The organism is Methylobacterium fujisawaense (assembly GCF_039619325.1).
Lineage (GTDB): Bacteria > Pseudomonadota > Alphaproteobacteria > Rhizobiales > Beijerinckiaceae > Methylobacterium > Methylobacterium fujisawaense.
In genome coordinates this window covers 6,094,172-6,119,396 of sequence record NZ_CP155000.1, presented here as the reverse complement: position 1 = coordinate 6,119,396, position 25,225 = coordinate 6,094,172, and the positions used below count along the sequence as shown (strand labels likewise).

Sequence of the window (25,225 nt, the reverse complement as noted above, 5' to 3'; positions counted from 1 at the left end):
CGGCCGGAGCCTCATGCCTCCTCGGGACCGCCCTCGATGCTGCCCTCGATGCCGGGCTCCTGCCCGGCTTCGCCGTTGGTTTCGTCCTCGCCCTCGATGTGCTCCACCGAGACGACCTTCTCGTCCTTGGCGGTGTTGAACACCGTCACGCCCTGCGAGGCGCGGCCGACGATGCGGATGTCGTCCACCGGCACGCGGATCAGCTGGCCGCCATCGGTGACCAGCATGATCTGGTCCGAGGCCTCCACCGGGAAGGACGCCACGAGGCTGCCGTTGCGGGCATTGACCCGCATCGCCGTGATGCCCTTTCCGCCGCGTCCCGAGGTCCGGTATTCGAACGACGAGGAGCGCTTGCCGTAGCCCCGCTCCGACAGGGTGAGCACGTATTGCTCGGCCGCCCCCATCTCGTTGTAGCGGTCCAGCGAGATCGCCGCGGCCTCGGCGCCGTCCTCGGCCTCCGACTCGCCGTTCTCCTCCGCCTCGCCGGTCACGGCGCGACGCATCTTCAGGTAGCCGGCCCGCTCCTCCGCGGTGGCGTCGAAGGCGTTCAGGATCGTCATCGAGATGACCCGGTCGTCCTTGGCGAGCTGGATGCCGCGCACGCCGGTCGAATCGCGGCCCTTGAAGACGCGCACGTCCTCGACGGGGAAGCGGATGCACTGGCCGAGCGCCGTGGTCAGCAGCACGTTCTGGTCCGGACGGCAGATCTCGACATGGACGATGTGGTCGCCGGGATCGAGCTTCATGGCGATCTTGCCGTTGCGGTTCACCGTGGTGAAGTCCGACAGCTTGTTGCGCCGGACGTTTCCGCTCGCGGTCGCGAACATTACGTCCAGCGTCTCCCAGGACGCCTCGTCCTCGGGCAGCGGCATGATCGTGGTGATGCGCTCGGAGGTGTCCTGCAACTGCAGGATGTTCACCAGCGCCTTGCCGCGGGCGTTCGGGGCGGCCATCGGCAGGCGCCAGACCTTCTCCTTGTAGGCCTGGCCCTGGCTGGAGAAGAACAGCACCGGCGTGTGGGTGTTGGCCACGAACAGGCGGGTGACGAAATCCTCGTCGCGGGTCGCCATGCCGGAGCGGCCCTTGCCGCCGCGGCGCTGGGCCCGGTAGGTCGAGAGCGGCACGCGCTTCACGTAGCCGGCATGTGACACGGTCACCACCATGTCCTCGCGGGCGATCAGGTCCTCGTCCTCGACGCTGCCGTCGAAGTCGACGATCTCGGTCCGGCGCGGGGTAGCGAATTGCTCGCGGACCTCGATGAGCTCCTGCTTCACGATGGTCTGGATGCGCACCCGCGAGCGCAGGATGTCGAGATAGTCGGCGATCTCGTCGGCGAGCGTCTTCAACTCGTCGCCCACCTCGTCGCGGCCCAGAGCCGTGAGGCGCTGCAGGCGCAGGTCGAGGATGGCGCGGGCCTGGGTCTCGGACAGGCGGTAGGTGCCGTCCTCGGCGACCCGATGGCGCGGATCGTCCACCAGGGCGATCAGCGGCGCGATGTCGTGGGCCGGCCAGTCACGGCCCATCAGGGACTCGCGGGCCGTGTTCGGGTCCGGCGAGGTCCGGATCAGGCGGATCACCTCGTCGATGTTGGCGACCGCGATGGCGAGGCCGCACAAGACGTGCGCCCGCTCGCGGGCCTTGCCGAGGAGGAACTTGGTCCGGCGGGAGACGACCTCCTCGCGGAAATCCACGAAGGCCTCGAGCAGGTCCTTCAGGTTCATCAGCTCGGGGCGGCCGCCGTTCAGCGCCACCATGTTGCAGCCGAAGGAGGATTGCAGCGGCGTGAACCGGTAGAGCTGGTTCAGCACCACGTCGGCCATGGCGTCGCGCTTGATCTCGACGACGATGCGCATGCCCGTCCGGTCGGATTCGTCGCGCAGGTCCGAGATGCCCTCGACGCGCTTTTCCTTCACCAGCTCGGCAATCTTCTCGACGAGCGTCGCCTTGTTCACCTGATAGGGGATCTCGGTGAAGATCAGCGCCTCGCGCTCCTTGCGCAGCTCCTCGACATGCGACTTGGCGCGCATGATCACCGAGCCGCGCCCCGTCGCGTAGGCCTGGCGCGTGCCGGCGCGGCCGAGGATCATGCCGCCGGTGGGGAAGTCCGGGCCGGGCACGATCTCGGTGAGCTGCTCGATGGTCAGGCCCGGATCGTCGATCAGGGCCACGCAGGCGTCGATCAACTCGCCGAGATTGTGCGGCGGGATGTTGGTGGCCATGCCGACCGCGATGCCGCCGGCGCCGTTGACGAGGAGATTCGGGAAGCGGGCCGGGAGGACGGTCGGCTCCTCGCGCGACTCGTCGTAGTTCGGTCCGAAATCGACGGTGTTCTTGTCGATGTCGGTGAGCAGCGCGGTGGCGGGCTTGGCCAGCCGCGATTCGGTGTAGCGCATGGCGGCCGGCGGATCGCCGTCCACCGAGCCGAAATTGCCCTGCCCGTCGATGAGCATGAGGCGCATGGAGAAGTCCTGCGCCATCCGCACGAGGGCGTCGTAGATCGATTGGTCGCCGTGCGGGTGGTAGAGACCGATCACGTCGCCGACGATGCGCGCCGACTTGACGTATTTCCGCTCGGGCAGGTGCCCGGATTCGAAGGCGGAGTAGAGGATGCGCCGGTGGACCGGCTTGAGACCGTCCCGGGCGTCGGGAAGCGCCCGGCTCACGATCACGCTCATCGCGTAATCGAGGTAGGAGCGGCGCATCTCGTCGGTGATGGAGACGGGGCGGATGTCGCTGGCGGGCGGGGCGGCGCCAGTCGGATCGTTCTCGGCCAAGTCGATTTCCGTTCTGAGGCCCGGACGGGCGGTGCTCGCGGCGGCCAGGCGGCGCGCGATGCGCCGCAACGGCCTTACGGAAGAGCAGTGATATCAGACGGTTAAATAAGGTTTTCCGAGGCCGCCCGCAAGGTCGCCCGCGAGGCCGCGTCCCGGCCGGATCGGGCCGGGACGCGGGGGGCTTCGCTCAGTAGAACGTCACGTGCCGGGGACCGAAACGGCGGCCGTGCCAGACGTGGTGGCGGTGCCAGTGACGGCGGAAATGGTGGTGCCGGTGCCAATGGTGACGGCGGTGCCAATGGTGGCGGCGGTGATGCCAGTGACGGCGCCAATGATGGTGCCGGTGCCAGTGGCGCCGGTAGTGCCAGCGGGCCTGCTGCACGGCGGGGGCGGGCGCTGCGGCCTCGGCGCTCGCCGGGACCGGCAGGGGCGCCGCGCGCGCAGGCGCACTCGCCAGCCCGCCGAGCAGGGCGGCGAGGAGGACCAGGATTGGCCAGGGTCGCATCGTTTCTCTCCCGTGTGAGCACCCGTCCGAGTCCAGCGGATCCGGGCCGGCACGAGGCTCGCGCCGTCGCCGGAAACGGCCAAGGTCGGCAAACGGTTCGATCCGTTCTGACTGCGCAGATGCGCCGCCCTTGCGTGCGGCGGCAAAGCGCCCAGTTTCCGGACAGGCGCATCCGGGCCGTCCCCCGCCCGGTCCTTCGACGAGCCGCGTAAGACTCCCATGGCGTTCGCGTTCCCAGACTCCGTCCGCGCCCTCCTGCCGCGCCGCTTCAGGGATCGCCGTCCGCGGGTCGCCGTGGTCCGGCTCTCCGGCACCATCGGGGCGGTGTCTCCGATCCGTCCGGGCCTCTCGATCAGCGGCGTGGCGGGCAGCCTCGAGCGGGCCTTCGGGATGCCGGGGGTCAAGGCGGTGGCGCTGCTGATCAACTCGCCGGGCGGTTCACCGGCGCAGTCGCACCTGATCCACCGCCGCATCCGGGCCCTCGCCGAGGAGAAGCGTCTGCCGGTCATCGCCTTCGTGGAGGATGTCGCGGCCTCCGGCGGCTACATGATCGCCTGCGCGGCCGACGAGATCGTCGCCGATCCGACCTCGATCGTCGGCTCCATCGGCGTCGTCTCGTCGGGGTTCGGCTTCCATGGCCTGCTGGAGAAGCTCGGCGTCGAGCGTCGCGTTCATACGCAGGGCGAGGCGAAGTCGATGCTCGACCCGTTCCGCCCGGAGGATCCCGCCGACGTGGAGCGCCTGAAGCGCATCCAGGCCGACGTGCAGGACCTGTTCACCGGCCTCGTCACCGCCCGGCGCCCGACCCTGGCCCGCACCGAGAACCTGTTCACCGGCGCGGTCTGGACCGGGCGGCAGGCGCTGCCCCTCGGTCTCGTCGATGCGCTCGGCGACCTGCGCACCGCGATGCGCGCCCGCTTCGGCGAGACGGTCGACCTGCGCCTCGTCGCCGAGGCCCGGGGCGGCCTCGTCTCCCGCCTGCTGCGCCGGGGCGGCGCGCCGGGCGGGATCGAACTCGCCGAGGGGGCGATGGCCGCCGTCGCGGAGCGCGCAGCCTTCGCCCGTTACGGGCTCTGAGACGGGGCCGGAGGGCTTCGCGCTTCGGTGCCCTTCGGAGATCCGCTACCGCCCTGCACGCCGTGCGGAGACGCGGGCGAGCGCCGCGAGATCCTTCTCGCCGTCGCCGTGGCTGATCGCCTCGATGAGGCCGTCGCGCAGCACGCTCGCGAAGGGCATCGGCACCCCCGCGCCCTCGGCGGCCTGGAGGGCGAGCCGCATGTCCTTGGCCCCGAGCTTGAGGAGGAAGCCCGGCGGCTCGTAGCGGTTCTGCGCGATCGAGGCGCCGTAGCCCTTGTAGACCGGCGCGGCGAACAGCGTGTTGGTCATCAGGTCGAGGAAGTCGGCGCCCGGGACGCCGTGGCCCTCCGTGAGGGCACAGGCCTCCGCCATGGCCTCGATCGCCGAGATCAGCATGAAGTTGCCGGCGAGCTTGACGGCGTTCGCCCGCGCCGGGTCGTCGCCGAAACGCCAGGTCCTGGCACCCATGGCGTCGAGGAGCGGGCCCGCGCGGTCGATCAGGGCCGCCGCCCCCGCCGCCACGATGTTGAGCTTGCCGGCCTCCGCCACGTCCGGCCGCCCGAAGACCGGCGCCGCGATGTAGGGGACGCCCGCCCGCTCGTGCACGGCGGCGAGCTGCCGGGCGAGCGCCACCGAGATCGTGCTCATGCCGATGTGCAGGCCCGGGCGCTCCGGCCGGTCGAGCAGGCCGCCGGCCACGATCACGGCTTCGAGCGCCGCGTCGTCGGCCAGCATGGTGATGACCGCGTCGCCGGCGAAGGCCTCGGCGGCGCTCGCCACCGGGGTGACGCCGTCGATGCCGCGCGCGGCCTCGGGCGAGCGGTTCCAGGCGCGGACCGTGTGACCCGCCCGCGCGAGGTTGGCGGCCATGGCGCGACCCATCCGCCCCAATCCGATGAATCCAACGTCCATGCCGTGCTCCTCGACGCGCTCTGCCGCCTGCCAACCTGGGTAACCCCGCGCGGCGGTCAACGGCGCCCGGCCGGATTTGCGCCGATCGCCGGCCGTGGCAAGCTCGACCCATGCTGCAGAATCGCATCACCGACATCCCCGGCCTGCGGGTCGGTCACGCCACCGATCTGCGGCTTGCGAGCGGCGTCACGGCGATCCTGTTCGACGATCCGGTGGTCGCCTCCGTCGACGTGCGCGGCGGCGGGCCGGGCACCCGCGAGACCGACCTGCTCGATCCCGAACGCACCGTGGAACGGATCGACGCCCTCGTCCTGTCCGGGGGCTCGGCCTTCGGTCTCGACGCGGCGGCCGGGGTGACGGCGTGGCTCGCCGAGGCCGGGCGCGGCTTCCCGGTCGGCGGCATGCGGGTGCCGATCGTTCCCGGCGCGATCCTGTTCGATCTGCCCAACGGCGGCGACAAGGCCTGGGGGCGCTACCCGCCCTACCGCGAACTGGGCTTCGCGGCCGCCGCGGCTGCGGCCGCGGACTTCGCCCTGGGCTCCGTCGGGGCCGGGACCGGCGCGCGCACGGGTCGGCTCAAGGGCGGGATCGGATCCGCCTCGGCGCGGGTACCGGGCACGGACTTCCGGGTCGGGGCCCTCGCCGCCGTGAACGCCTTCGGCAACGCGACCGTCGGCGACGGCCCGCATTTCTGGGCCGCGCCCTTCGAGGAGGGTGACGAGTTCGGCGGCCTGGGCGCGCCGGCCCTTGTTCCCGCCGAAGCCCACGCCTTCCCGATGCGCGCGCTGCCCGGCGCCGCCACGACGCTCGCCGTCGTGGCGACCGACGCGGCGCTGACCAAGGCGCAGTGCCGGCGCCTCGCGGTGGCGGCGCAGGACGGCCTCGCCCGCGCCCTCGTGCCGGCCCATACGCCGCTCGACGGCGATCTGGTCTTCGCCGTGGCGACCGGCGCCGTGCCCCTTGCCGACCCGGTGGTGGACCTCGCTCGCCTCGGAGATGTCGCCGCGCGGGTCCTGGCCCGGACCGTGGCGCGCGGGGTGTTCGCCGCGACGAGCCTGCCGGGGCTCGCGCCGTCGCCGCCTCTGGCGGGTGCGGGGCTTCCGCCGGCCTGGCGCGACCTCTACGGCGCCTGATCCGCCACGCCCGTTCCGGAACGAAGCGGCAGGACCGGGGTTACAGGGCGCGGCCGAAGGCCGTGTCGTGGCTCGGATCGCGCCGGGCCGCGACCTGTGCCAAACGGGAGGATTCTTCATGAAAATGACCGGCCTGATCATCGCCGCGTCCGTCGCACTGTTCGCCGGCGGCGCCCAGGCGATGCCCGTGGCGCCGCTGTCCGGCGGCGACGCCTCGGTCACCCTCGTGCGCGGCGGGTGCGGGTTCGGCGCGCATCGCGGGCCGTATGGCGGCTGCCGCCTGAACCGCGGTCCGCGTGGTGCGATGCGCCGCGCCATGACCGGCGCGCCCCGCGGCTGCCCGCCCGGCCTCTACCGCGGCCCGCGGGGCTTCTGCCACCGCTGAGCGATGGCGTCGGTGCCGCCCGCCGGGGCGGCGCCGACGCACGACGGCGTCGGGTCCGACTGGAGTGCCTTCGGGGCGAGCGGAACGGAACCGCACGCTGGCGAGACGCCGGGAGGCTCGGACCCGCGTGGCGGCTCGGACGCGGCCCCGAGCCCCGGGCTTGCTGCGGGACCGGTGTCTTGCGGCCCGCGTGCCATGTCGGCGGCGGTGCCGGCCCCCGCGCTCAGGCCGGTCGTTTCAGTTTCGAGGCGGCGCGTCTGCGTGCAGGCCGGCTCGGACGCTTTCTGCGGATCGGTGGCCCGCCTTCGGAGGAGCCGAGCGTGACCGACGGTCCCACCGACCTTAGAGCGCGCGGCTCGCCATTGCGGGCGGCGGCGATGACGCTGGTCGTTCCGGGCGCCCGATCAGGTAACCCTGGACGGCATCGCAGCCCAGTCGCCTGAGAAGCGCCAGTTGATCCGCATCCTCGACCCCTTCGGCAAGGGTGAGGATGTTCATGTCGCGGCCCATCTGGGTGATCGCCTTGATCACCGCCATCGAGTGGTTGTCCGTCAGTGCGGCCGCTACGAAGCTGCGATCGATCTTGATCCGGTCCAGAGGCAGATCGCGCAGGTGTGCGAGGGACGAGTAACCGGTCCCGAAATCATCCATCGCGATCTTCAGACCGAGCTGGCGCAGGGCGGAGAGGGTGTGGGCGATCTGACGCCCGTCCTCGACCAGCGCCGTCTCCGTCAACTCGATCTCCAACCGGTGCGGCGGCAACCCGCTCTCGGCCAGAGCTGCGGTGATGTGGGCGAGAAGCATCGGCGAGCGGAACTGGACGGCCGACACGTTCACGGCGACATGCTGATGCGGCTGCCAGCGGGTGGCTTGGCGGCACGCCTCGCCCAGCACCCAGGTCCCGATCGGCACAATCAGCCCCGTCTCTTCCGCCACCGGGATGAAGCTTGCCGGCGCGACGAGCCCCCGCGTCGGATGCTGCCACCGGATCAGCGCCTCGAAGCCGACGACAGCGTCATCGGCGAGGGCCATGATGGGCTGGTAGGCGAGATGAAATTGCCCCTCCGTCAAGGCGATCCGGATGTCGTTCTCCAGGGTGTGGCGCTCGGCGACGGCCTCCATCATGCCCGATGCGTAATGCGCTGCGCGTCCTCGTCCGTGACGCTTCGCCTCGTACAGAGCGATGTCGGCGCGCTGCAGCAGCTCTTCCGGACTCGACCGATCCGCGTTGTCGCTCAAGCCGATGCTGCAACCGACCATGACCGTGAGGTCGTTGAAGGCGTACGGCTTCTCGACGTCCACGATGATGTCTTCGGCCAGGCGGCTCGCTGCATCGGCATCCTGTGTGACCACGGCCATCTCGTCGCCGCCCAGGCGCGCCACGAACCCTGACGCGCCCGCTAGGGCGCGCAGGCGCGCGGCAACGGTGACGAGCAGGCGATCGCCGACGCCGTGACCGAACGTGTCGTTGACCGCCTTGAACCGATCGAGATCGATCAGCAGGAGCGTGAAGGCCTGTCCGGTCTCATGGACGAGCGCCATGTGTTCGATGAGCGAGCGGCGATTTGCCAGACCCGTGAGGGGATCACGGTAGGCGAGGTGCAGGATCTCTCGCTGCGCCTGCTTCTCCCGCGAAACATCGTCGAAGGTCAGCACCGCGCCATCGTCGATGGGCTGGCAGGCGATGGACAGGATCCGGCCGTCGTCGAAGGTATGCTCGACGAGCGTCTCCTCGCTCCGGGCCATCCAGGTCCGATGATTCGCCAGCACCCGCGCGATGCGGGTTTCGTCCCAGGCATTGGCGCGGCCGGTCACATCCAGAAAGGTCGATAAGCTCATGCCTCGGGCCATGCTCCCCGGCGGCAGGTTGAGCATCGTGCACAGTTTCTCGTTGTACAACTCGACGACTTCGGCGCCGGAAACCTTCAGGATCCCGTTCGACATGTTCTGCAATGTCGTCGCCAGGATTTGCGCATGCGTGGCCTCCTGCCCCTCGAAGCGCTTGGCAACCAGCAGGGCGAGCAGTGTGCCGAGCAGGAGGATGGCGGCGCCCGTCGCGGCGAGGGCAGCGAGTTGGACCTGCATGATCGGCAGGAGCTGATCGGACCGCGCTCCGACCAGCGTGGTGCCGGCGATGGAGATGAAGTGCGTGCCGCAGACCGCGGACACGATGAGAAACAGGGTGACGAACGGTGGACGGGTATGTCGCGCCACGGTCCGAGCCAACGCCATACAGATGCCGCCGATGAGGCTCGCCAGGATGTCGAGGTCGGGCGATTGCGTTTGGCTGCAGCCCTTCAACGCGGCCATGCCGATGAGGTGCATGCCGCCGATCCCCAAGCCCGCCGCCGCGCCGGCTGCTGCGCGCGTCCATGTCCGCGCGCATTGCGTCGACAGGGCCAGCGGCCCGCCGACTGCGACAATGGCCACGGCCGCGGAGCCCAGGGTCGTCGCCGCCTCGTAATTCAGAAGGAGGTCGGTCCGGTACCCGAGCATCGCGACGAAGTGGGTGGTCCAAACGCCGGTCCCGGCAACCACGGCCGTTCCGAGTTGCCAGCGCCTCCTGACACGCGCCGAAGCGCTCTCCGCTTGCCGGATGAAGTGGACGAGCAGCCACGCACTGAAAAAGCAGATGACCATCGCCGCCAGGGCGAAACCGGCCGCCTGACTGTCCAGAAGGGCTGCGACGAAGAGATCCATAGGATCATCATGCACCACAAAGATGTGCGCAAACTAAATCATCATCGTGAAGAATTCTCTGGGCGTACCCCCATAGACGGCCGGGTGTAACAACTAAAAATTGAAGGTGTCGGGCAAGCTCGGATGTCCTGCCGAACGGCGTCAAAATCTGCCGGTTTTGACCGCCGGAGCTCCGAGCCTCCGCGACGTCGAAGCTCCGGGCGTGAACGCGGACGATTCGCTGTTCCGGAATACTGAGGACTACAGCCAGCCACCCATACCGTCGGTACTAGGCCGGAAGAATGTTTTCGTGCTTCGCGATGTCTCGAATTGTTCTCGAAGAAATGATCGATCTCAATTTTCGTGAGAAGGCCAATCGCGCCGTCTGAGACATAGCGAATGCCGCGCCGGATCCGGCAGGTTTGGCCGGACCTTGGAGTCTCGCGACGGCCTGGCTATTTTTACTGTCGCTATCTAACGCATTTGTTGGCCGAACTTACAGTATTTATGCCAATTTGTTGTATTGAACGTCGGGCATTCGTCGTATGGATGTGATCGCCGCGCGGGCGGCTGGAACGGCGACGTTGATGCCCGAGCCGGATCCTTGCCGGGACGCCGGTCGCGCCGATGCGCGATGGCGTGTGATTGGCCCGGATCTACAAAAGATCTTCGCCGTCCCCACCCTGCTCCGGGGCTGACCGGCGCAGGCGTGATGCTGCTTCCGCCTGCGGGTCGTCCCGCACGGGCAGTGCCACGGCATCCCGGTCGATGCTGCCCGCGCCGTCCTCGCGCGCGGCCAAGCGAACCACGACCGAATGCGGCCTCCCGGTGTCGCGCAACCGGAGGGCTTCGCCGCGCCCGCGAGGGGGCGGCGGCGCCTCACACCTCGGCGCGAGCCTCCTCCAGCAACTGCGCCAGCCCGGCATCCACCTCCGCGGCCAGCATCCGGCGCTCGGCGTCGGTGAGATCCTTGGCCCAGGCCCCGCTGCCGAACCCCTCCGTGCAGCGCGCCCGCTCGGAGGCGAAATAGGCTTCTGTCTCGGCCGGCCGCGTCTTCATGGCGTGGACGAGGCCGAACCACGCCGCCCGCTCCACCACCGCCAGCCGTGCCCGCAGGCGGATGGCCACCGCCTTGTCCGCATCGATCCCGGGATCGCTCATGGTCTCTCTCCGCCCTCCTGCTCCGCGAGCTGCGCGAGCAGGCCCTGAAGCTGTCCCGGAACCGGCTCGTTCGCCGAACGCGCGTAGAGGACGCGCAGTTGCCGGCCGATCTCCGCGAGGCTCATGGAGCCCTTGGCGATCACCCGGTCGGCCTGCCGGTTCAGGCTCTCCTTCTCGGCGGTGGTGATCTCCTTGGCGGTCAGCACCACCACGGGCACGTCGCCATCGGGCCGCGAGCGGAGCGCCCGCAGGAAGCCGAACCCGTCCATCTCGGGCATCATCAGGTCGAGCAGGATCAGGCTCGGCCGCGCCTGGCTGAAGCGTTCCAGGGCGATCCGGCCGTTCTCCGCCTCGTCGACGGTCCAGCCCTCCCGGCCGAGGGAGCGGCGCAGGCGCTCCCGGGCATCCGCATCGTCATCCACCACGAGGACCCGTGCCTCGTTCGGCGCCTCGGGCCGGTAGCGCTCCATCAGGCCCTTGAGCCGGTCCCAGTCGATCGGCTTGACGAAATAGTCGGTGGCGCCGAGCGCCTGGCCGAGCCCCTGCTCGGCCACCACCGAGGTCATGATCACCGGGGTCCCGGCCAGTTCGGGATCGTTGCGCACGGCGTGAAGCACCGCCCAGCCGTCCATGCGGGGCATCTCGACGTCGAGCAGGATCGCCCGCGGCCGGAGCGCCCGGGCGAGCGTCAGGCCGGCGCGGCCGTCATTGGCGCTGCGGACGTGGAAGCCCTCGCGCTCCAGGAAGCGCTGGAGCAGCTCCCGGGCGGCCGGATCGTCGTCGACCAGCAGCACCGTCTCGTGCTCCTCGTGCGGCTCCACCGGCGTGAGAGCCTCGGCCTCGGCCGTCGGCGCATCCTCGGGGCTCAGGATCGCGGGCAGGCGGACCGTGAAGGTCGCCCCCGCCCCCGGAACGCTGGTGACGCCGATGTCGCCGCCCATCGCCTCGCAGAAGGCGCGGGTGATGGCGAGCCCGAGACCCGTGCCGCCGAACTGGCGGGTGGTCGAGTCGTCGGCCTGGACGAAACGCTCGAACAGCCGCCCGATCTGGGCTTCGGTCATGCCGATCCCGGTATCGGCGACCGCGAAGGACAGCCAGTCCGCCCCCTCTTCCCGGTGCCGCCGTACCGTCAGGGTGATCGTCCCCTTCTCGGTGAACTTGGCGGCGTTGCCGAGCAGGTTCACCAGGCACTGGCGGATCTTGGTCTGATCCTGGTGCATGGACCCGAGATCGGCGCCCGCCCCTTCGCCGGCATCGAGGACGAAGCGGTTGCCCTTCTTCTCCATCAGCGAACCGGTGGAATCGCCGACATCGCGGAGCAGGTCCGCCACCGCGAAGGTCTCGGCCGAGGCGGTCATGCGGCCGGCCTCGATCTTCGAGATGTCGAGGACGTCGTTGATCAGCGACAGCAGGTGGCGCGCGGCCGCCTCGATCTTGCGCAGGTCGGGCAGGAGGGCGGCCTGGCCGATATCCTCCAGCTCCTCGCCGAGCATCTCGGAATAGCCGATCACCGCCGAGAGCGGCGTGCGCAGCTCGTGGCTCATGTTGGCGATGAACTGGCTCTTCGCCCGGTTGGCCGCCTCGGCGGCCTGGCGGGCGCGCTCCACCGCCTCCTCGGCCTCCTTCCGGTCGGTGACGTCGACGCAGGTGCCGACCCATTCCCGGAGGGAACCGTCCTCGGCGAGGACCGGCACGCCGCGCACCTCCATGGTGCGCCAGGCCCCGTCGTGGCGGCGCAGCCGGTACTCGACCTCGTAGAGCGCCCGCGCCTCCACGGAGGCGGCCCAGGCATCGGCCGCGTGACCCCGGTCCTCGGGATGGACGGCGTCCAGCCAGCCCCAGCCCTGGTAGGCCTCCTCGGTCTGGCCGGTATAGATGCTCCATCGGACCTGCGGCGGCATCAGCTCGCCCGCCGCGTTGGTGTTCCAGATCACCGCCGCCGAGGCGTCGACCAGCGCCCGGAACCGCTGCTCGGAATGGCGCAGGCGCTCCTCGATGGCGCGGCGGCCGGTGATGTCGGTGTTGGTCCCGTACCAGCGCAGGATCCGCCCGGATTCGTCCCGGTGCGGCAGCGCCTTCGACAGGAACCAGCGATAGGTCCCGTCCCGCCCGCGCAGGGGGAACGTGTCCTCCCAGGACCGGCCCAGGGTGATCGCGGCCCGGTAGCGCTCGGTCACCGCCTCGACGTGATCCGGGTGATGGACCGTGCGCCAGCCCCATCCCCGCATGTCCTCGAGGGACGTTCCGGTGAAATCGTACCAGCGCTGATTGTACCAGATGATCGTGCCGTCGGCCTCGGCGATCCAGGCGAGCTGCGGCAGCGTCTCGGCGAGGTTGCGGTAATCGGCATCCGTGACGGATCCTGGGCCGCTCTCAGTCTCGCTCATCGACCCGACGCTGTCCCGTCATCCGCCCCAGCGGCGGCCTATACCAGTATTCCTTATACACGCATCGCGTCCGGATCCGACCGCGGCGACGCCGCGGCCGGCAGGCGGCGAAACCGCAGGGCGTCCACCGTGTAGAGCGCGAGCGCCACCCAGATCAGCGCCAGCATGAGCGCCCGGTGCGGCTCGACGTGCTCGCCGTAGACGAGGACGCTGAGGAGAAGCAGGCAGGTGGGCGCCACGTATTGCAGCAGGCCGAGGGTGGTGAGCCGCAGGCGCACCGCCGCGGCGGCGAACCAGATCAGCGGCAGCGCGGTGGTCAGGCCCGTGAGCATCAGGAGCGCGCGGTCGCCCGGCGCGGACGGCAGGAACGGCTCGGGCGAGAGGACGAGCCAGACGATGGCGGCCGGCAGGAGCAGGAGGGTCTCGGCCAGGAATCCGACCAGCGCGTCGACGGCGACGATCTTCCGGGCGAGCCCGTAGAGCGCGAAGCTCACCGCCAGCGACAGCGACATGAGGGGCAGCTCACCGGCCCAGACCACCGCGACGGCGACGCCCGTCGCGGCGATGCCGATGGCCAGCGCCTGTGCCGGCCGCAGCCGTTCGCCCAGCACCACCCGCCCGAATGCCACGCTGACCAGGGGATTGATGTAGTAGCCGAGGCTCGCGTCGAGCAGGTGCCCGCTGCTGACCGCGTAGAGGTAGAGCAGCCAGTTCACGCCGATCATGGCCGCCGAGAGCAGCAGGAGCGCGTGCCGCTTGCGCAGCGGGAACGGCAGGTTCAGGCGGTGGCGCGCCGCGAGGACCAGCGCCAACGCGCCGGCGAACAGGCTCGACCAGACGATGCGCTCCGCCAGGATATGATACGGGGTGTAGGCCCCGAGCATCCGGAAATGCACCGGAACCAGGAGGCCCCAGCTCAGATAGGCGGCGAGCGCGTAGACGAGGCCCACGGCGTCCTCCCGGTCGACCCGGATGGGCGGCCGGGCCGGCGGGCTTTAGCGTGCCGGGCCAGTCCCTGTCAGGGGGTGCCGCGCAGGGCAGCCATCCGGCGGTCGCGGTCGGGTCTTCACGCCGCGCGGATCGTGGCGAGGAAGCGCCGAACCTCACCGCCGAGGTCCGCGGATTGGCGGGCCAGCGCGGCGGCGCAGGCCTGCACCCGATCGGCGGCCGTCCCGGTCTCTCCGGCAGCCGCGGCAACGGCCGCCATGGTGGTGGTCACCGCGCGGGTGCCGGTGGAGGCCTGCACGACGTTGCGGGCGATCGCCCGGGTGGCCGCCTCCTGCTGCGCCACCGAGGCCGCGACGCTGGCGGCGACCCCGTCGATCTCGCGGATCCGTGCGGTGATCGCGGCGATCACCGCGACCGCCTGATCGGTCACGCCCTGGATGCGGCCGATCTGTCCCGAGACGTCGCCCGTCGCCTGGGCCGCCTGCGCGGCGAGGTCCTTCACCTCGCTCGCCACGATCGCGAAGCCCCGCCCCGCCTCTCCGGCGCGGGCCGCCTCGATGGTGGCGTTGAGCGCCAGCAGGTTGGTCTGACGCGCGATGGCCCCGATCAGCTCCACCACCGCGCCGACCTTGGCGGCGGCGGCGCTGAGATCCTGCACGAGGGTCGCGGTCCGATCCGCTTCGACGACGGCGCTCTGAGCGAGGATGGCCGAGCCGCCGATCTGCCGGCCGATCTCCGCCACGGTGGTTTCGAGTTCCTCGGCGGCGGCCGCCACCGTGCCGACGTCGCGCGCGGCCGTCTCGGCGGCACCCGCGACCGCCGTGGATTCGCCGACGGTCCGCGTCGCCGTGACGGTCATGATCCGGGCGGTGGTCTGGAGGGTGGCGATCGACTCCGACACCAAGCCGATGATGCGTCCCACCGTCAGCTCGAAACCCTCGGTGAGCCGCAGGAGGGTCCGGCTGCGGTCGGCGGCGGCGTCCTCGGCCTGCCGCCGCGCGGTCTCTGCCTGCTCGACGGCCTTCCGCGCGACGAGGGCCTTGATGCCCGCGACGGCGCTGCCGATGGCACCGATCTCGTCGCTGCGCCGCGCTTCCGGGACCTCCGCGTCGAGCCGCCCGGCCGACATGGCTTTCAGAGCGGCCGTCAACCGGCCGAGGGGGCGGGCGACGCCGACATGCACCACCAGAACACCGATCAGGATGCTGGCGGCGATACCACTTGCCGACAGGCTGATCGCCCAGGACAAGGTCGTGCGGGTGTCCGCGCTGAGGGCCGCGGAACCCGTGCGGATCGACGTGCTCAGATCGTCCACGAAGGCGTCGAGGGCGGCAAACAGCGTCTTCTGGAGCGGATCCACCTGCGTGTGCGCCAGCGTCAGGGCCTGGGCGCTCATGCCCTTCTTGGCCATGGCGCACATCTCGCCGGTGAGTGCGATGTAGGTGCCCAGGAGCGTCGCGATCCGGTCGGTCCGAGCGTCGAATGTCGGGGCGTTCCGGCGCACGCCGTCGAGGAGGCGTGCGGCTTCGGCCGGAAGGGGCTCGAACGCGGCGCCGATGCGGTCCGACGCGTCCGGATCGGCCTCGCCGAGGGTGCGGAAGGCCACGTAGCTCATCTGATAGACCACGCGTCCGAGGCGTGCCGCCATCGTGGCCGCCGTGGCGTCGTTGCCGAGATAGGCGCTGTAGGCCGCATCGGCCGCGGTCATCCGTTTGGAGATGTACCATAGAAAGCCGACCGCATTCACCGCGATGAAGGCGAACGCGAAGGCGATCTTGACGGCAATGGGGAACTTGAAGTGGCGACGCACTGGGAAAAACTCCGCGCTGCCGCTGCTTATGTGTTAGCGGATGGCGAAGTCGATTGCGAACGCGGGGCTTGGGACGGATCGGACATCGAATGGGATTGTCGCGCAATCTTTCATCCGGGACGTGTGGATTGATTTCGCGTTCAACCGTCGGCGCGTCGAATCGCGGCACGTTCCGCGTGTTCGGACGAGTGCGCCCCGGCGGGCCGTCGCGCGCGCGACATCTTCCCCGCGCGGCGGCACTCTTTCAGGGGGCCAGCCAGCCGCCCTGCCATGCCGACCCGCACCGGTGCCAGGCGGCCCGCCGGTGACCGCGGCGGTCGAGGTAGAGGAAATCCAGGCGCTCCACCCGGACCAGCACGGCGGCGAAATGCGGCCGTCCCAGCGCACCGGCCGCGGCCTCGTCCGGCAGGGCGTAGGCGTCCCCCGCCGGCAGGGCCGTGCCCGGGCCGGGTTCGCTCCCGTAACAGACCCGGCTCATCGCCCGGGACCCGGCCCAGGCCGCCTCGGCCACCGCGTCGTCGACGTGCAGCGCGGCGCGCCCCTCGATGCGGATCTGGATCTTCGTCGCCTCGTCGTAGGCCGTGAGCGCGCAGGCCGGGTTCGCCAGGATCTCGGCGGCCTTGTCGGAGCGGCGGTCGCAGTGGAACCGGAGGGTTCCGGCATCCCGGTCGGCGGCGCGCAGCACCACCGTGCGCAGCCGCGGGCCGCCCGCCGCGCCGAGCGTCGCCACCACCGGCAGGTGGAACCCGCTGCGGCCGTGCGCGGCGCCGTCCGCCAGATGGCCCCACAGCGCCGCGAACGTCGCGTCCAGGTCGTCGTAATAGGCGGGCAGCGGCGCGCGGCTCACGGGCTGCCGCGCCTCCGCCGCCGCTCCCGGAAGATCAGCGCGAGGTTGCGCAGGTAGATCCCGGTGGAGAGCCCCTGGCCGATGATGATCACCGGCTCGCGGCGCACGAACCCGTAGACCAGGGTCATCAGCCCGCCGAGGATCGACAGGAACCAGAACGACAGCGGCATCACGCTCCGCCCGGCCCGCTCGCTGGCGATCCATTGCAGGATGAAGCGCGAGCCGAACACCACCTGTGCGACGATGCCGAAGACCAGCCAGAAGTCGAGCCGGGTGACGAACACGTCGTAGAAATAGGCCGGCAGATCGTGGGCGAGCTGGATCAGCATCCGACGTCCTGGTCTGCGGGTTGGCCGGCCGGGTCGACGATCTCCTCGGGTCGCGGATCGGCGCGCTTGCGCCGGATCAGCCACCAGACCCCGGCGAGATCGAGGAGCCCGACCCAGAGGCGGTCGAACAGGCCGTAATTGGACACCCCCGTCAGCCGCGGCCGGTCGACCACGTCGCGGTGGACCACCGAAAAGCCCTCCCGGGCCACCAGGGCCGGCATGAACCGGTGGAGGGCGTCGAAATACGGCAGCCTGAGATACACGGCGCGCCGGAACACCTTCAGGCCGCAGCCGGTATCGCGGGTGGCGTCGTTGAGGATCCGCCCGCGGACGCCGTTGGCGATCCGGGACTGGAGCATCTTGAACGGGCCGTCCTTGCGGCCGCGCCGCTGACCCTGGGCGAGGCCGGCGCCGGGCCCCGCCGCCTCCAGGGCTTCCAGCAGGGCGGGGATGAAGGCCGGATCGTTCTGGCCGTCGCCATCGAGGGTCGCGACGATCGCGCCGCGGGCCGCGAGGACGCCGCTGCGCACCGCCGCCGACTGGCCGCCGCTCCGGGCGTGGCGCAGCGCCCGCAGCCAGGGGCGCCCGGCCCGGGCCGCCGCGATTGCCGCCGGGGTGCCGTCGGTGGAGCCGTCATCCACGTAGATCAGCTCGAAGGCCAGCCCCGCGCAGGCGGCCTCGATCTCGGCCACCAGGGGCGCGATGTTGCCGGCCTCGTTCTTCACCGGCACGACGACGCTGAGATGGGGATTCGCGTTCACGGGGCCACCGCGTAGGCCGTCACGAAGACCCGGCGGCCGGTATTGAGGTTGAAACCCTCGACCTCCGCCAGGGGGGCGGGTGCGCCGCGCCCCACCGGCCAGGCCGCGTTGAAGTCGTCGCGGTCCCGGGATTCCACGAAGAGCAGGCGGCAGCCGCCGCCTTCCAGGAAGGATCGCGCCGCGGCGCCGTCGGGCGGCAGGGCGAGGCCGGTGCCGATCAGGAACACGAGGCTCGGCTCGCGGTAGCCCAGGCTCGCCACCTGCGGGTTCGGGCAAGGCACCCGGTCGCGCAGGGCCGCGAGCCGGGGCGAGACCTTCAAAGCCGGCAGCGAACGCTGCGCCACGCCGAGCACCGCCGGACCGAGCAGGGCCGAGGCCAGGACCCCGAGCGCGAGGGCGCGCTCGGCGGATCCCTGCGCGAAGGCGAGCCAGGCCAGGATCGCGACCGCGCAGGCGGCGGCGAGGAGGGGCAGAGCCGGCCACGGGATGGTGTGGGCGTCGAGGCGCCAGCCCGCGAGGCAGAGGCCGAGGCTGAGCGCGACCGGGATCGCCGGCACCAGCAGGGCCGTCAGGCGCGCGCCCCGCAGGCGCGGATCCAGCGCTCCGCGGGACAACGCCAGCACGGTGAGGATCGCGAGCCAGGGCATCAGCGGCAGCACGTAGTGGGGCAGCTTGGTGGGCACCGCCTCGAAGATCAGCCATGCCGGCAGCACCGCGGCGATGAGGAAGGCCACGGCGGGCTCCCGCCGCGCCCGCCACGCGAAGGGCAGGCTCATGGCCGCGAAGGCCGCCCCGGGCCAGAAGGTGGCGAAGAACACGAGCGCGTAGGCCCCGGGTGGCCCCCAGTGCCGCTCCGCCGCCCCGCCGACCTTGCCGAGCATGTCGTGCCCGACGGCCTCGGCGTAGAAGGCGCCGCCGCTCTTCCAGGTGATCGCCGCGAACCAGGGTGCCACCAGCAGGAGCGTGAGGGCGAGGCCCGGCCAGGGCCGGAGGGGCAGCAGCCAGCGGGCGGATCGCGCCCGAAGCGACAGGCCGAGCGCCGGCAGCGCGACGAAGAGCGGCACCATCGGCCCCTTCACCAGGATCCCGACCGCCATCCCGAGCCAGAATGCCGCAAAGGTTGGTCCGGAGGTCGGCCCTGAGGTCGGTGTGCCGTCCCGCGGCGCCAGCCACGCGCGGGCGAGTGCGGCAAGGCTCGCGGTGGCGCAGGCGGCGAGCAGGGCGTCGGTCTTGGCGAGGTGCGCTTCGGCCGAGAGCATCAGGCAGGCGCCGTAGAGGGCGGCCGCCAGCAGTGCGGGCCGGCGGGGCAGGAAGGCCAGCGCCGCCCAGTAGGCGAGCAGCACCGAGGCGATGGCGCCGATCAGCGAGGGGATGCGGTACAGGGCGATCTGGGTGCGGGCCCCGGGCACGCCCAGCGCCTCGCCGGCCGCCACGGCGGCGGCCTGGGCCCAGTAGATCCCCACTGGCTTCTTGTGCCGCGCTTCGCCCTGGAAGCGGATATCCACGAGGTCGCCGCTCTCCAGCATCTGCTTCGAGGCCTGGGCGAAGCGCGGCTCGTCCCGATCCATCGGCTGCAGGGAGATCTGGCCCGGCAGGAACAGGATCAGGCACAGCGCCAGCAGGGCGGCGACGGCCCGGCCATGGGTGAGGCTCAGCGCGTCGAGTCCGCGGCCGATCCGGTCGACTGGGGCGAGGCGCGGAGCGCCGTCGGCGGAGAGGCTCGTGGTCATGCCGGGCCGGTCAATCAGGATCGGGCGGGAAGGTCAAATGCAGCCGCGTCGTCGCCGGTCGCCCCCCGCCGTCGGCGCCCCGATCCGCCTACGTGGCGGCTCGCAGGCGCGCGAAGCCGGCATCGAGGTCGGCCTTGAGGTCGGCGGTGTCCTCGAGGCCGATATGGAAGCGCAGGGCCGGTCCACCGGGCGCCCACTTCGTGGCGGTCCTGTAGCCGGCACAGTCGAACGGGATCACGAGGCTCTCGAAGCCGCCCCAGGAGAAGCCCATCCCGAACAGCTGCAGCCCGTCCAGCATGGCGGCCAAAGCCACCTCGGGCACCGGCTTGAGGATCACGCCGAACAGGCCCGAGGCGCCCGCGAAGTCGCGCGTCCAGATCGCGTGGCCGGGATCCTCGGGCAGGCCGGGATGGAGCACCCGCAGCACCTCGGGCCGCGCCTGGAACCATCGGGCCATCTCCAGCCCGGCGCGGCCGTGCTCGCGCAGGCGCAGGTTCATGGTGCGCAGGCCGCGCAGCGCCAGGAAGATGTCCTCGGCGCCGGCGCACATGGCGAAATGGTCGAAGGTGCGGCGCACGGCCGGGTAGTAGCGCGCGTTGGCGGAGGTCAGGCCGATCAGCAGGTCCGAGCCGCCGCTCAGGTACTTGGTGCCGGCCTCCACGGCGATGTCGACCCCGCGCTCATGCGGCGGGAACAGCAGCGGCGTCGCCCAGGTGTTGTCCATGATCACGCAGGCGTCGCGGGCGTGCGCAACCTCGGCGATCGCGGGAACGTCCTGCATCTCGAAGCTCTGCGAGCCGGGGGCCTCGACCAGCACGGCCCGGGTGTTCGGGCGCATCAGGTCCGCGATGCCGGCCCCGATGATCGGGTCGTAATAGGTGACCTCGACGCCGTAGCGCGCCAGCACGCCGTCGCAGAACTGGCGGGTCGGCCGGTAGGCGGAATCGGTGACGAGGAGATGGTCGCCCGCCGAGACCGCGGCCATCAGCGCGACGGTGAGCGCCGCGAGGCCCGAGGGCGTCACGACGGTGCCGGCGGCGCCGGCGAGCTCCGTCCAGGCGGTCGTCAGCGCGTCCATGGTGGGCGTCGCCGAGGTGCCGTAATTGTAGCGCCCGCGCCGGTTCTTGATCGCGTCGTAGGTCGGATAGAGGACCGTGGAGCCCCGATAGATCGGCGTGTTCACGAAGCCGTGCTGCTCGCCCGGATCGCGGCCCGCATGCACGAGGCGCGTCGCGGGCGCGAAGGTCTGCTGGGCGTCGGGCGAAGGCTTCAGGGACATCGAGGCTCGGTGATCGCGTTGCGGTGCACCGCACGAAGCGCGCCGCATCCGGCGAGGTCAAGCCGGACGCGGCGTTCCGCAGCCCTGAGACGCCGTGTTTGCCGCGCTCACGGGGTCTCGGGCGAATCGGAGACGGCGGCCTCCTCGTAGGCCTCCATCCAGGCGGCACGCTCCTGGGAGCCTTCCGGATAGGGGCATTCGCTCACGGGTTTTCCGTAGAGGCGCGCGTTGCGGCCCTGGATGAACGGGCTGTCGCTCGCGGTGGCCTGGACGTTGGTCAATATCGCCTCCCGAAGACTTGAGGGTGGGGCTTCGTTAACGGCCGCGCCGTAAATCTGTTGCCGTCTCAAGTCGCGTCCCGGGTCGTTGCGTGCGTATCCTGCGTTCCCTCCTCGGCGCCGTCCTCGTCCTCGTCTCGACGGCGACCGTCGCCCTCGTCAGCGCCGATCGGCTCGCCCATCTGGCGCCGGCCCCGGTGGTCCGCGCCGCCCAGGCCGAGCCGTCGGCGACGGGGTCGATCCCGGCTCCGGTCAAGGCCGCGCCCGCGCCGAAGCCGGCCGTGCCCAGCATCCCGAACGGGTTCGACACCGAGCGGCTCCACGCGCTGATGCGCGGCGACCCGATCCTGCCGGGCCGCTGAGCACCGTCACGCCTGTCCCGCCCTGGATCGCATCCCGAGGCGCCGGAGCGCGGCGGTGGCCGCGAAGCAGCCGTCCGGCCGGCCGCCGCTAACGCGCCGTGCGGAACACCTGCAGGTCGAGGTCGCGGACCTTCTTGCGCAGGGTGTTGCGGTTGACGCCGAGCAGTTCCGCCGCGCGGATCTGGTTGCCGCGGGTGGCGGCGAGCGCCGCGCCGATCAGCGGGCCTTCGATCTCCCGCAGGATCCGGTGATACAGCCCGGGGGGTGGCAGGGTGTCCCGATAGCCGGAGAAATAATCCGAGAGGTGGCGCTCCACCGCGCTGGACAGGCTCTCGGATTCCCCGTTGGCCTTGCGGGCCGCGCCGTTGGCGGCCGGGGCCGCGGGCGTCGCCAGCGGAAGGGTGTCGAGCTCGGCCTCGATCACCGGGCCGGTGATCGTCTCCTGCGGGTAGAGGGCGGCCAGCCGGCGGACGAGGTTCTCCAACTCGCGGACGTTGCCCGGCCAGCGGTAGCGCTTGAGACGCTCCATGGCGTCCCCGTCGAGGGTCTTCCGGGTCAGGCCCTCGCGCTCGACCAGCACGAAGAAGTGGCGGACGAGATCCGGCACGTCCTCGGAGCGCTCACGCAGGGCCGGCAGCCGCAGGGGCACGACGTTGAGGCGGAAGAACAGGTCCTCGCGGAAGATGCCCTGCTGGATCGAGACCCGCAGGTCCTTGTTGGTGGCCGCGATGATCCGGACGTTGGTGCGGATCGGGACGCGCCCGCCCACGGTCGTGTACTCGCCCTGCTGGAGGACGCGCAGCAGCCGGGTCTGCGCCTCCATGGGCATGTCGCCGATCTCGTCGAGGAACAGCGTCCCGCCCTCGGCCTGCTCGAACCGGCCCGCGGAGCGCTGCAGGGCCCCCGTGAAGGCGCCCTTCTCGTGGCCGAACAGCTCGGATTCGATCAGGTCGCGCGGGATCGCCGCCATGTTGACCGGCACGAACGGGCCGGTGCGGCGGCGGCCGTAATCGTGCAGCGCCCGGGCGACCAGCTCCTTGCCGGTGCCGGACTCGCCGGTGATCATCACGGTGAGGTCGGTCGGCATCAGCCGGGCCAGCGCCCGGTAGATCTCCTGCATGGCGGGCGAGCGCCCGACCAGCGGGATGTCCTCGTTCTCGGGGGGCGCCCCGGCCGGCGCCGCGCCGCGGGGACGCGAGAGCGCCCGGCCCACGATGGCGATCAGCTCCTTCAGGTCGAAGGGCTTGGGCAGGTACTCGTAGGCACCCCGCTCCGAGGCGCGGATCGCCGTCATGAAGGTGTTCTGCGCGCTCATGACGATGATCGGAAGCTCCGGCCGCACGCGCTTGATGCGCGGCAGGAGGTCGAACACGTTCTCGTCGGGCATCACCACGTCGGTGATGACGAGGTCGCCCTCCCCCTGCGCGACCCAGCGCCAGAGGGTGGCGCAATTGCCCGTCGAGCGAACCTCGTAGCCCGCCCGTGACAGCGCTTGGTTGAGCACGGTGCGGATTGCGGCGTCGTCGTCGGCGACGATGATGTGGCCGTTCGGCATGACTCTCTACTCAGACCTCCGACGGGGGGCCGGATTCGGGGATCGACATCACGGATCGACCGCCGATTCGCGCCCGTCCCGGGCACTCGACATCGGCAGAAGGATGCGGAACGCCGTGCGGCGCGGGGCAGGATCGCATTCGACGATCCCACCGTGATCGCCGACGATCTTGGCCACCAATGCAAGACCGAGGCCGGAGCCTTGTGCCTTGGTGGTGACGAACGGATCGAACAGGTCCGGCAGCAGGTCGGCCGAGATGCCCGGGCCGTTGTCGCGCACGGCCACCTCGATCGGCAGGCTGACCCGCTCGCGGGAGCCCGGCACCTGCAGGCGCAGGCCGGTGCGGAAGGCGGTCGACAGGGTGATCTCGCCCTCGACCGCGTCCGGGCCGATCGCCTCTGCGGCGTTCTTCACGAGGTTCAGGATCACCTGGATCAGCTGGTCGCGGTTGCCGAGAACCGGCGGCAGCGACGGGTCGTAGGTCTCGATGAAGCGGATATGCCGCGCGAAGCCCGACTGCGCCGAGCGCTTCACCTGATCGAGCACCCCGTGAACGTTGACGGCACCGCGATCCGAGGGGCGCTCGTCGCCGAACAGCTCCATGCGCTCGACGATGCGGACGATCCGGTCGGATTCGTCGCAGATCAGGCGGGTGAGCAGCCGGTCCTCCTCGGCGCCGGTGCTCTCCAGGAGCTGCGCCGCGCCGCGGATGCCGGCGAGCGGGTTCTTGATCTCGTGGGCCAGCATCGCGCCCAGCGCCACCATCGAGCGCGCCGCCCCGCGATGGGTGAGCTGGCGGTTCATCTTGTCGGCGATGGTCCGCTCCTGGAGCATCATCACTACGGCGTCGCCGTCGTCGCCGAGCGGTGTCGCGAACACGTCGACGCTGCGCTCCAGGCCGAGGCGGGGCTGGGTCAGCTCGACCCGGTACTCGCTGACGCTGGCGCGCCGCCGCCGGACCTCGGCCACCAGGGCGATGATCGGCGAGGCGAAGGGGATGATGTCGCGCAGCCGCCGGCGCTGCATCAGCCGCGCCGAGTAGTCGAAGAAGGCCTCCGCGGCGTGGTTGCAGTGGAGGATCTGCTCGTCGCCGCCGATGGTCAGGACCGGCAGCGGCAGGGCGTTGAGCACGGCCTCGGCGGCGGTGTCGCGCCGGCTGCCGGTCGCCTGCGGGAGAGAATCGTCGCTCACGCGGCCTCCTGGACAGGATCCGCCGAGCCTGCAAAGGCGCGGGCCAGCAGGGCCTGGGCCGTCGCCGGATCGGTGGTGGTGAGCAGCGCCGCGCGCTCCGCCGGGTCCAGCGCCCCTCCGGTCTCGGCATAGGCGGCGAGGTGCTTGCGCGCGTGCCGCACGCCCATGTCCCGGCCGTAGAGCGACAGGAGCCCCGCATAGTGCTCGGCGGCCAGGGAGGCCTGATCCGCCCGCTCCGGTTCCGGCATAGGCCGTCCGGCCAGGGCCGACGCGATGTGCCCGACCAGCCAGGGCCGGCCGGTCGCCGCCCGGCCGATCATCACCCCCGCCGCCCCGGACGCCGCGAGGCAGGCCCGGGCGCTGGCGAGGTCGGTCACGTCGCCGTTGGCGATCACCGGGATCGACACCGCCGCGACCACCGAGCGGATCGCCACCCAGTCGGCGCGGCCCTTGTAGAATTGCTGCCGGGTCCGCCCGTGGACGGTCACGGCGTTGAGGCCCAGCCGCTCGGCGCGGGCGGCGAGATCGGCGGCGTTGCGGTTCGCGTCGTCCCAGCCGAGTCGCATCTTCACGGTCACCGGGACCGACACCGCGCCCCGCACGGCCGCGAGCAGGCGCTCGGCGTGGTCGAGGTCGCGCATCAGCGCCGAGCCTGACGCGATCCCCGTGACGATCTTGGCCGGGCAGCCCATGTTCACGTCGATCACGTGGGCGCCCCCGGCCTCCGCCAGCCGGGCCGCCTCCGCCATCGGGGCGGCCTCGCAGCCCGCGAGCTGGACCACGTGCAGGTCGACGCCGGAGCCTTCCGCGCGCAGGGTGGCCTCGCCGGAGCCGCGGGTGAATTCCCGCGCCGCCACCATCTCGGAGATGACCGCGTCGGCGCCGCAGCGGCGGGCGATGCGGCGCATGTGCAGGTCGGTGACGCCCGAAAGCGGGGCCAGCAGGCAGAGCGGGGCGGCGTCTGCCGCTCCGGCCTTCGCACCTTCGCGGCGCAGCGCGCTCAAATAATGGTCAGTCGTCATTCTGCACAACAATGAGGCAAGCCCGGCCCGCTGGCAAGCGGGACCGCGCGTTGATTTCGGGCCCTCCCCCGCTTAAACGACGGGCATCCTCTGCGGCAGG

General features: G+C 71.2%; 21 protein-coding genes. 4 read left to right on the top strand and 17 right to left on the bottom strand.

The genetic code is table 11. The annotated features are described in order from the left end of the window. Window positions 1–11 precede the first annotated feature (11 nt). Together gyrA and ABC766_RS29070 are read right to left on the bottom strand one after the other, a co-directional pair. The gene (gyrA, locus tag ABC766_RS29075; RefSeq protein WP_345820071.1) at window positions 12–2,774 is read right to left on the bottom strand and encodes a DNA gyrase subunit A; all 2,763 of its coding nucleotides are present in this window, start codon (window positions 2,772–2,774) and stop codon (window positions 12–14) included. A 187-nt stretch (window positions 2,775–2,961) separates the two neighbouring features. Further along, a complete protein-coding gene (locus ABC766_RS29070) occupies window positions 2,962–3,279 on the bottom strand; it encodes a hypothetical protein (protein WP_078947154.1) in 318 nt (105 codons plus the stop codon). Window positions 3,280–3,498: 219 nt separating this feature from the next. Here ABC766_RS29070 and ABC766_RS29065 point away from each other — a divergent pair, with 219 nt between their 5' ends. Then, a complete protein-coding gene (locus ABC766_RS29065) occupies window positions 3,499–4,356 on the top strand; it encodes a S49 family peptidase (RefSeq protein WP_345820070.1) in 858 nt (285 codons plus the stop codon). Window positions 4,357–4,401: 45 nt separating this feature from the next. Here the strand turns inward: ABC766_RS29065 and ABC766_RS29060 are convergent, their stop codons facing one another. Continuing rightward, on the bottom strand, window positions 4,402–5,328 hold the full coding sequence (locus tag ABC766_RS29060; RefSeq protein ID WP_345820069.1) for an NAD(P)-dependent oxidoreductase: 927 nt from the start codon (window positions 5,326–5,328) through the stop codon (window positions 4,402–4,404). Between the two features lie 50 nt (window positions 5,329–5,378). On the opposite strand from ABC766_RS29060, the gene ABC766_RS29055 reads away from it, so the two are divergent. Continuing rightward, on the top strand, window positions 5,379–6,401 hold the full coding sequence (locus ABC766_RS29055; RefSeq protein ID WP_345820068.1) for a P1 family peptidase: 1,023 nt from the start codon (window positions 5,379–5,381) through the stop codon (window positions 6,399–6,401). Window positions 6,402–6,519: 118 nt separating this feature from the next. Next, window positions 6,520–6,786 carry a GCG_CRPN prefix-to-repeats domain-containing protein gene (locus tag ABC766_RS29050; RefSeq protein ID WP_051044832.1) on the top strand — a complete coding sequence of 89 codons (267 nt, stop codon included), beginning with the start codon at window positions 6,520–6,522 and terminating at the stop codon, window positions 6,784–6,786. A 342-nt stretch (window positions 6,787–7,128) separates the two neighbouring features. Here the strand turns inward: ABC766_RS29050 and ABC766_RS29045 are convergent, their stop codons facing one another. From ABC766_RS29045 to ABC766_RS28995, 11 genes are all read right to left on the bottom strand, one after another. Next, window positions 7,129–9,486, bottom strand: coding sequence for a bifunctional diguanylate cyclase/phosphodiesterase (locus ABC766_RS29045; protein ID WP_345820067.1), 2,358 nt, complete (start codon window positions 9,484–9,486; stop codon window positions 7,129–7,131). An 858-nt stretch (window positions 9,487–10,344) separates the two neighbouring features. After that, on the bottom strand, window positions 10,345–10,626 hold the full coding sequence (locus ABC766_RS29040; RefSeq protein ID WP_043352597.1) for a hypothetical protein: 282 nt from the start codon (window positions 10,624–10,626) through the stop codon (window positions 10,345–10,347). Beyond that, a complete protein-coding gene (locus ABC766_RS29035; protein ID WP_179696632.1) occupies window positions 10,623–13,013 on the bottom strand; it encodes a PAS domain-containing hybrid sensor histidine kinase/response regulator in 2,391 nt (796 codons plus the stop codon). Before ABC766_RS29035 ends, ABC766_RS29040 begins: the two co-directional genes overlap by 4 nt. A 53-nt stretch (window positions 13,014–13,066) precedes the next feature. Next, the gene (gene rarD, locus ABC766_RS29030; RefSeq protein ID WP_043352599.1) at window positions 13,067–13,963 is read right to left on the bottom strand and encodes an EamA family transporter RarD; all 897 of its coding nucleotides are present in this window, start codon (window positions 13,961–13,963) and stop codon (window positions 13,067–13,069) included. Window positions 13,964–14,079: 116 nt separating this feature from the next. Beyond that, a complete protein-coding gene (locus ABC766_RS29025) occupies window positions 14,080–15,771 on the bottom strand; it encodes a methyl-accepting chemotaxis protein (protein WP_345820066.1) in 1,692 nt (563 codons plus the stop codon). Window positions 15,772–16,015: 244 nt separating this feature from the next. Next, window positions 16,016–16,618, bottom strand: coding sequence for a pyridoxamine 5'-phosphate oxidase family protein (locus ABC766_RS29020; protein ID WP_043349369.1), 603 nt, complete (start codon window positions 16,616–16,618; stop codon window positions 16,016–16,018). After that, a complete protein-coding gene (locus ABC766_RS29015; protein WP_043349371.1) occupies window positions 16,615–16,947 on the bottom strand; it encodes a lipid-A-disaccharide synthase N-terminal domain-containing protein in 333 nt (110 codons plus the stop codon). The genes ABC766_RS29020 and ABC766_RS29015 overlap by 4 nt, the downstream gene beginning before the upstream one ends. Then, on the bottom strand, window positions 16,941–17,708 hold the full coding sequence (locus ABC766_RS29010) for a glycosyltransferase (protein WP_345820065.1): 768 nt from the start codon (window positions 17,706–17,708) through the stop codon (window positions 16,941–16,943). Before ABC766_RS29010 ends, ABC766_RS29015 begins: the two co-directional genes overlap by 7 nt. Next, window positions 17,705–19,438, bottom strand: coding sequence for a glycosyl transferase (locus tag ABC766_RS29005; protein ID WP_345820064.1), 1,734 nt, complete (start codon window positions 19,436–19,438; stop codon window positions 17,705–17,707). The genes ABC766_RS29010 and ABC766_RS29005 overlap by 4 nt, the downstream gene beginning before the upstream one ends. 88 nt (window positions 19,439–19,526) lie before the next feature. Beyond that, the gene (gene metC / locus ABC766_RS29000) at window positions 19,527–20,717 is read right to left on the bottom strand and encodes a cystathionine beta-lyase (RefSeq protein WP_043757405.1); all 1,191 of its coding nucleotides are present in this window, start codon (window positions 20,715–20,717) and stop codon (window positions 19,527–19,529) included. A 107-nt stretch (window positions 20,718–20,824) separates the two neighbouring features. Then, a complete protein-coding gene (locus ABC766_RS28995; RefSeq protein ID WP_164706383.1) occupies window positions 20,825–20,998 on the bottom strand; it encodes a ribosome modulation factor in 174 nt (57 codons plus the stop codon). An 89-nt stretch (window positions 20,999–21,087) separates the two neighbouring features. Here ABC766_RS28995 and ABC766_RS28990 point away from each other — a divergent pair, with 89 nt between their 5' ends. Next, window positions 21,088–21,357 carry a hypothetical protein gene (locus ABC766_RS28990; RefSeq protein WP_043384437.1) on the top strand — a complete coding sequence of 90 codons (270 nt, stop codon included), beginning with the start codon at window positions 21,088–21,090 and terminating at the stop codon, window positions 21,355–21,357. An 88-nt stretch (window positions 21,358–21,445) separates the two neighbouring features. Here ABC766_RS28990 and ntrC read toward each other — a convergent pair whose 3' ends face one another. Genes ntrC through dusB form a run of 3 tightly spaced genes read right to left on the bottom strand, consistent with a single transcriptional unit; the run spans window position 21,446 to window position 25,125 of the window. Next, window positions 21,446–22,912: a nitrogen regulation protein NR(I) gene (ntrC, locus tag ABC766_RS28985; RefSeq protein WP_043384440.1), complete on the bottom strand. Its 1,467-nt coding sequence runs from the start codon at window positions 22,910–22,912 to the stop codon at window positions 21,446–21,448. A gap of 48 nt (window positions 22,913–22,960) precedes the next feature. Next, on the bottom strand, window positions 22,961–24,103 hold the full coding sequence (locus ABC766_RS28980; RefSeq protein ID WP_043384443.1) for a two-component system sensor histidine kinase NtrB: 1,143 nt from the start codon (window positions 24,101–24,103) through the stop codon (window positions 22,961–22,963). Next, complete coding sequence (gene dusB / locus ABC766_RS28975; protein WP_345820063.1) at window positions 24,100–25,125, bottom strand: tRNA dihydrouridine synthase DusB; 1,026 nt, start codon at window positions 25,123–25,125, stop codon at window positions 24,100–24,102. Before dusB ends, ABC766_RS28980 begins: the two co-directional genes overlap by 4 nt. Window positions 25,126–25,225 lie beyond the last annotated feature (100 nt).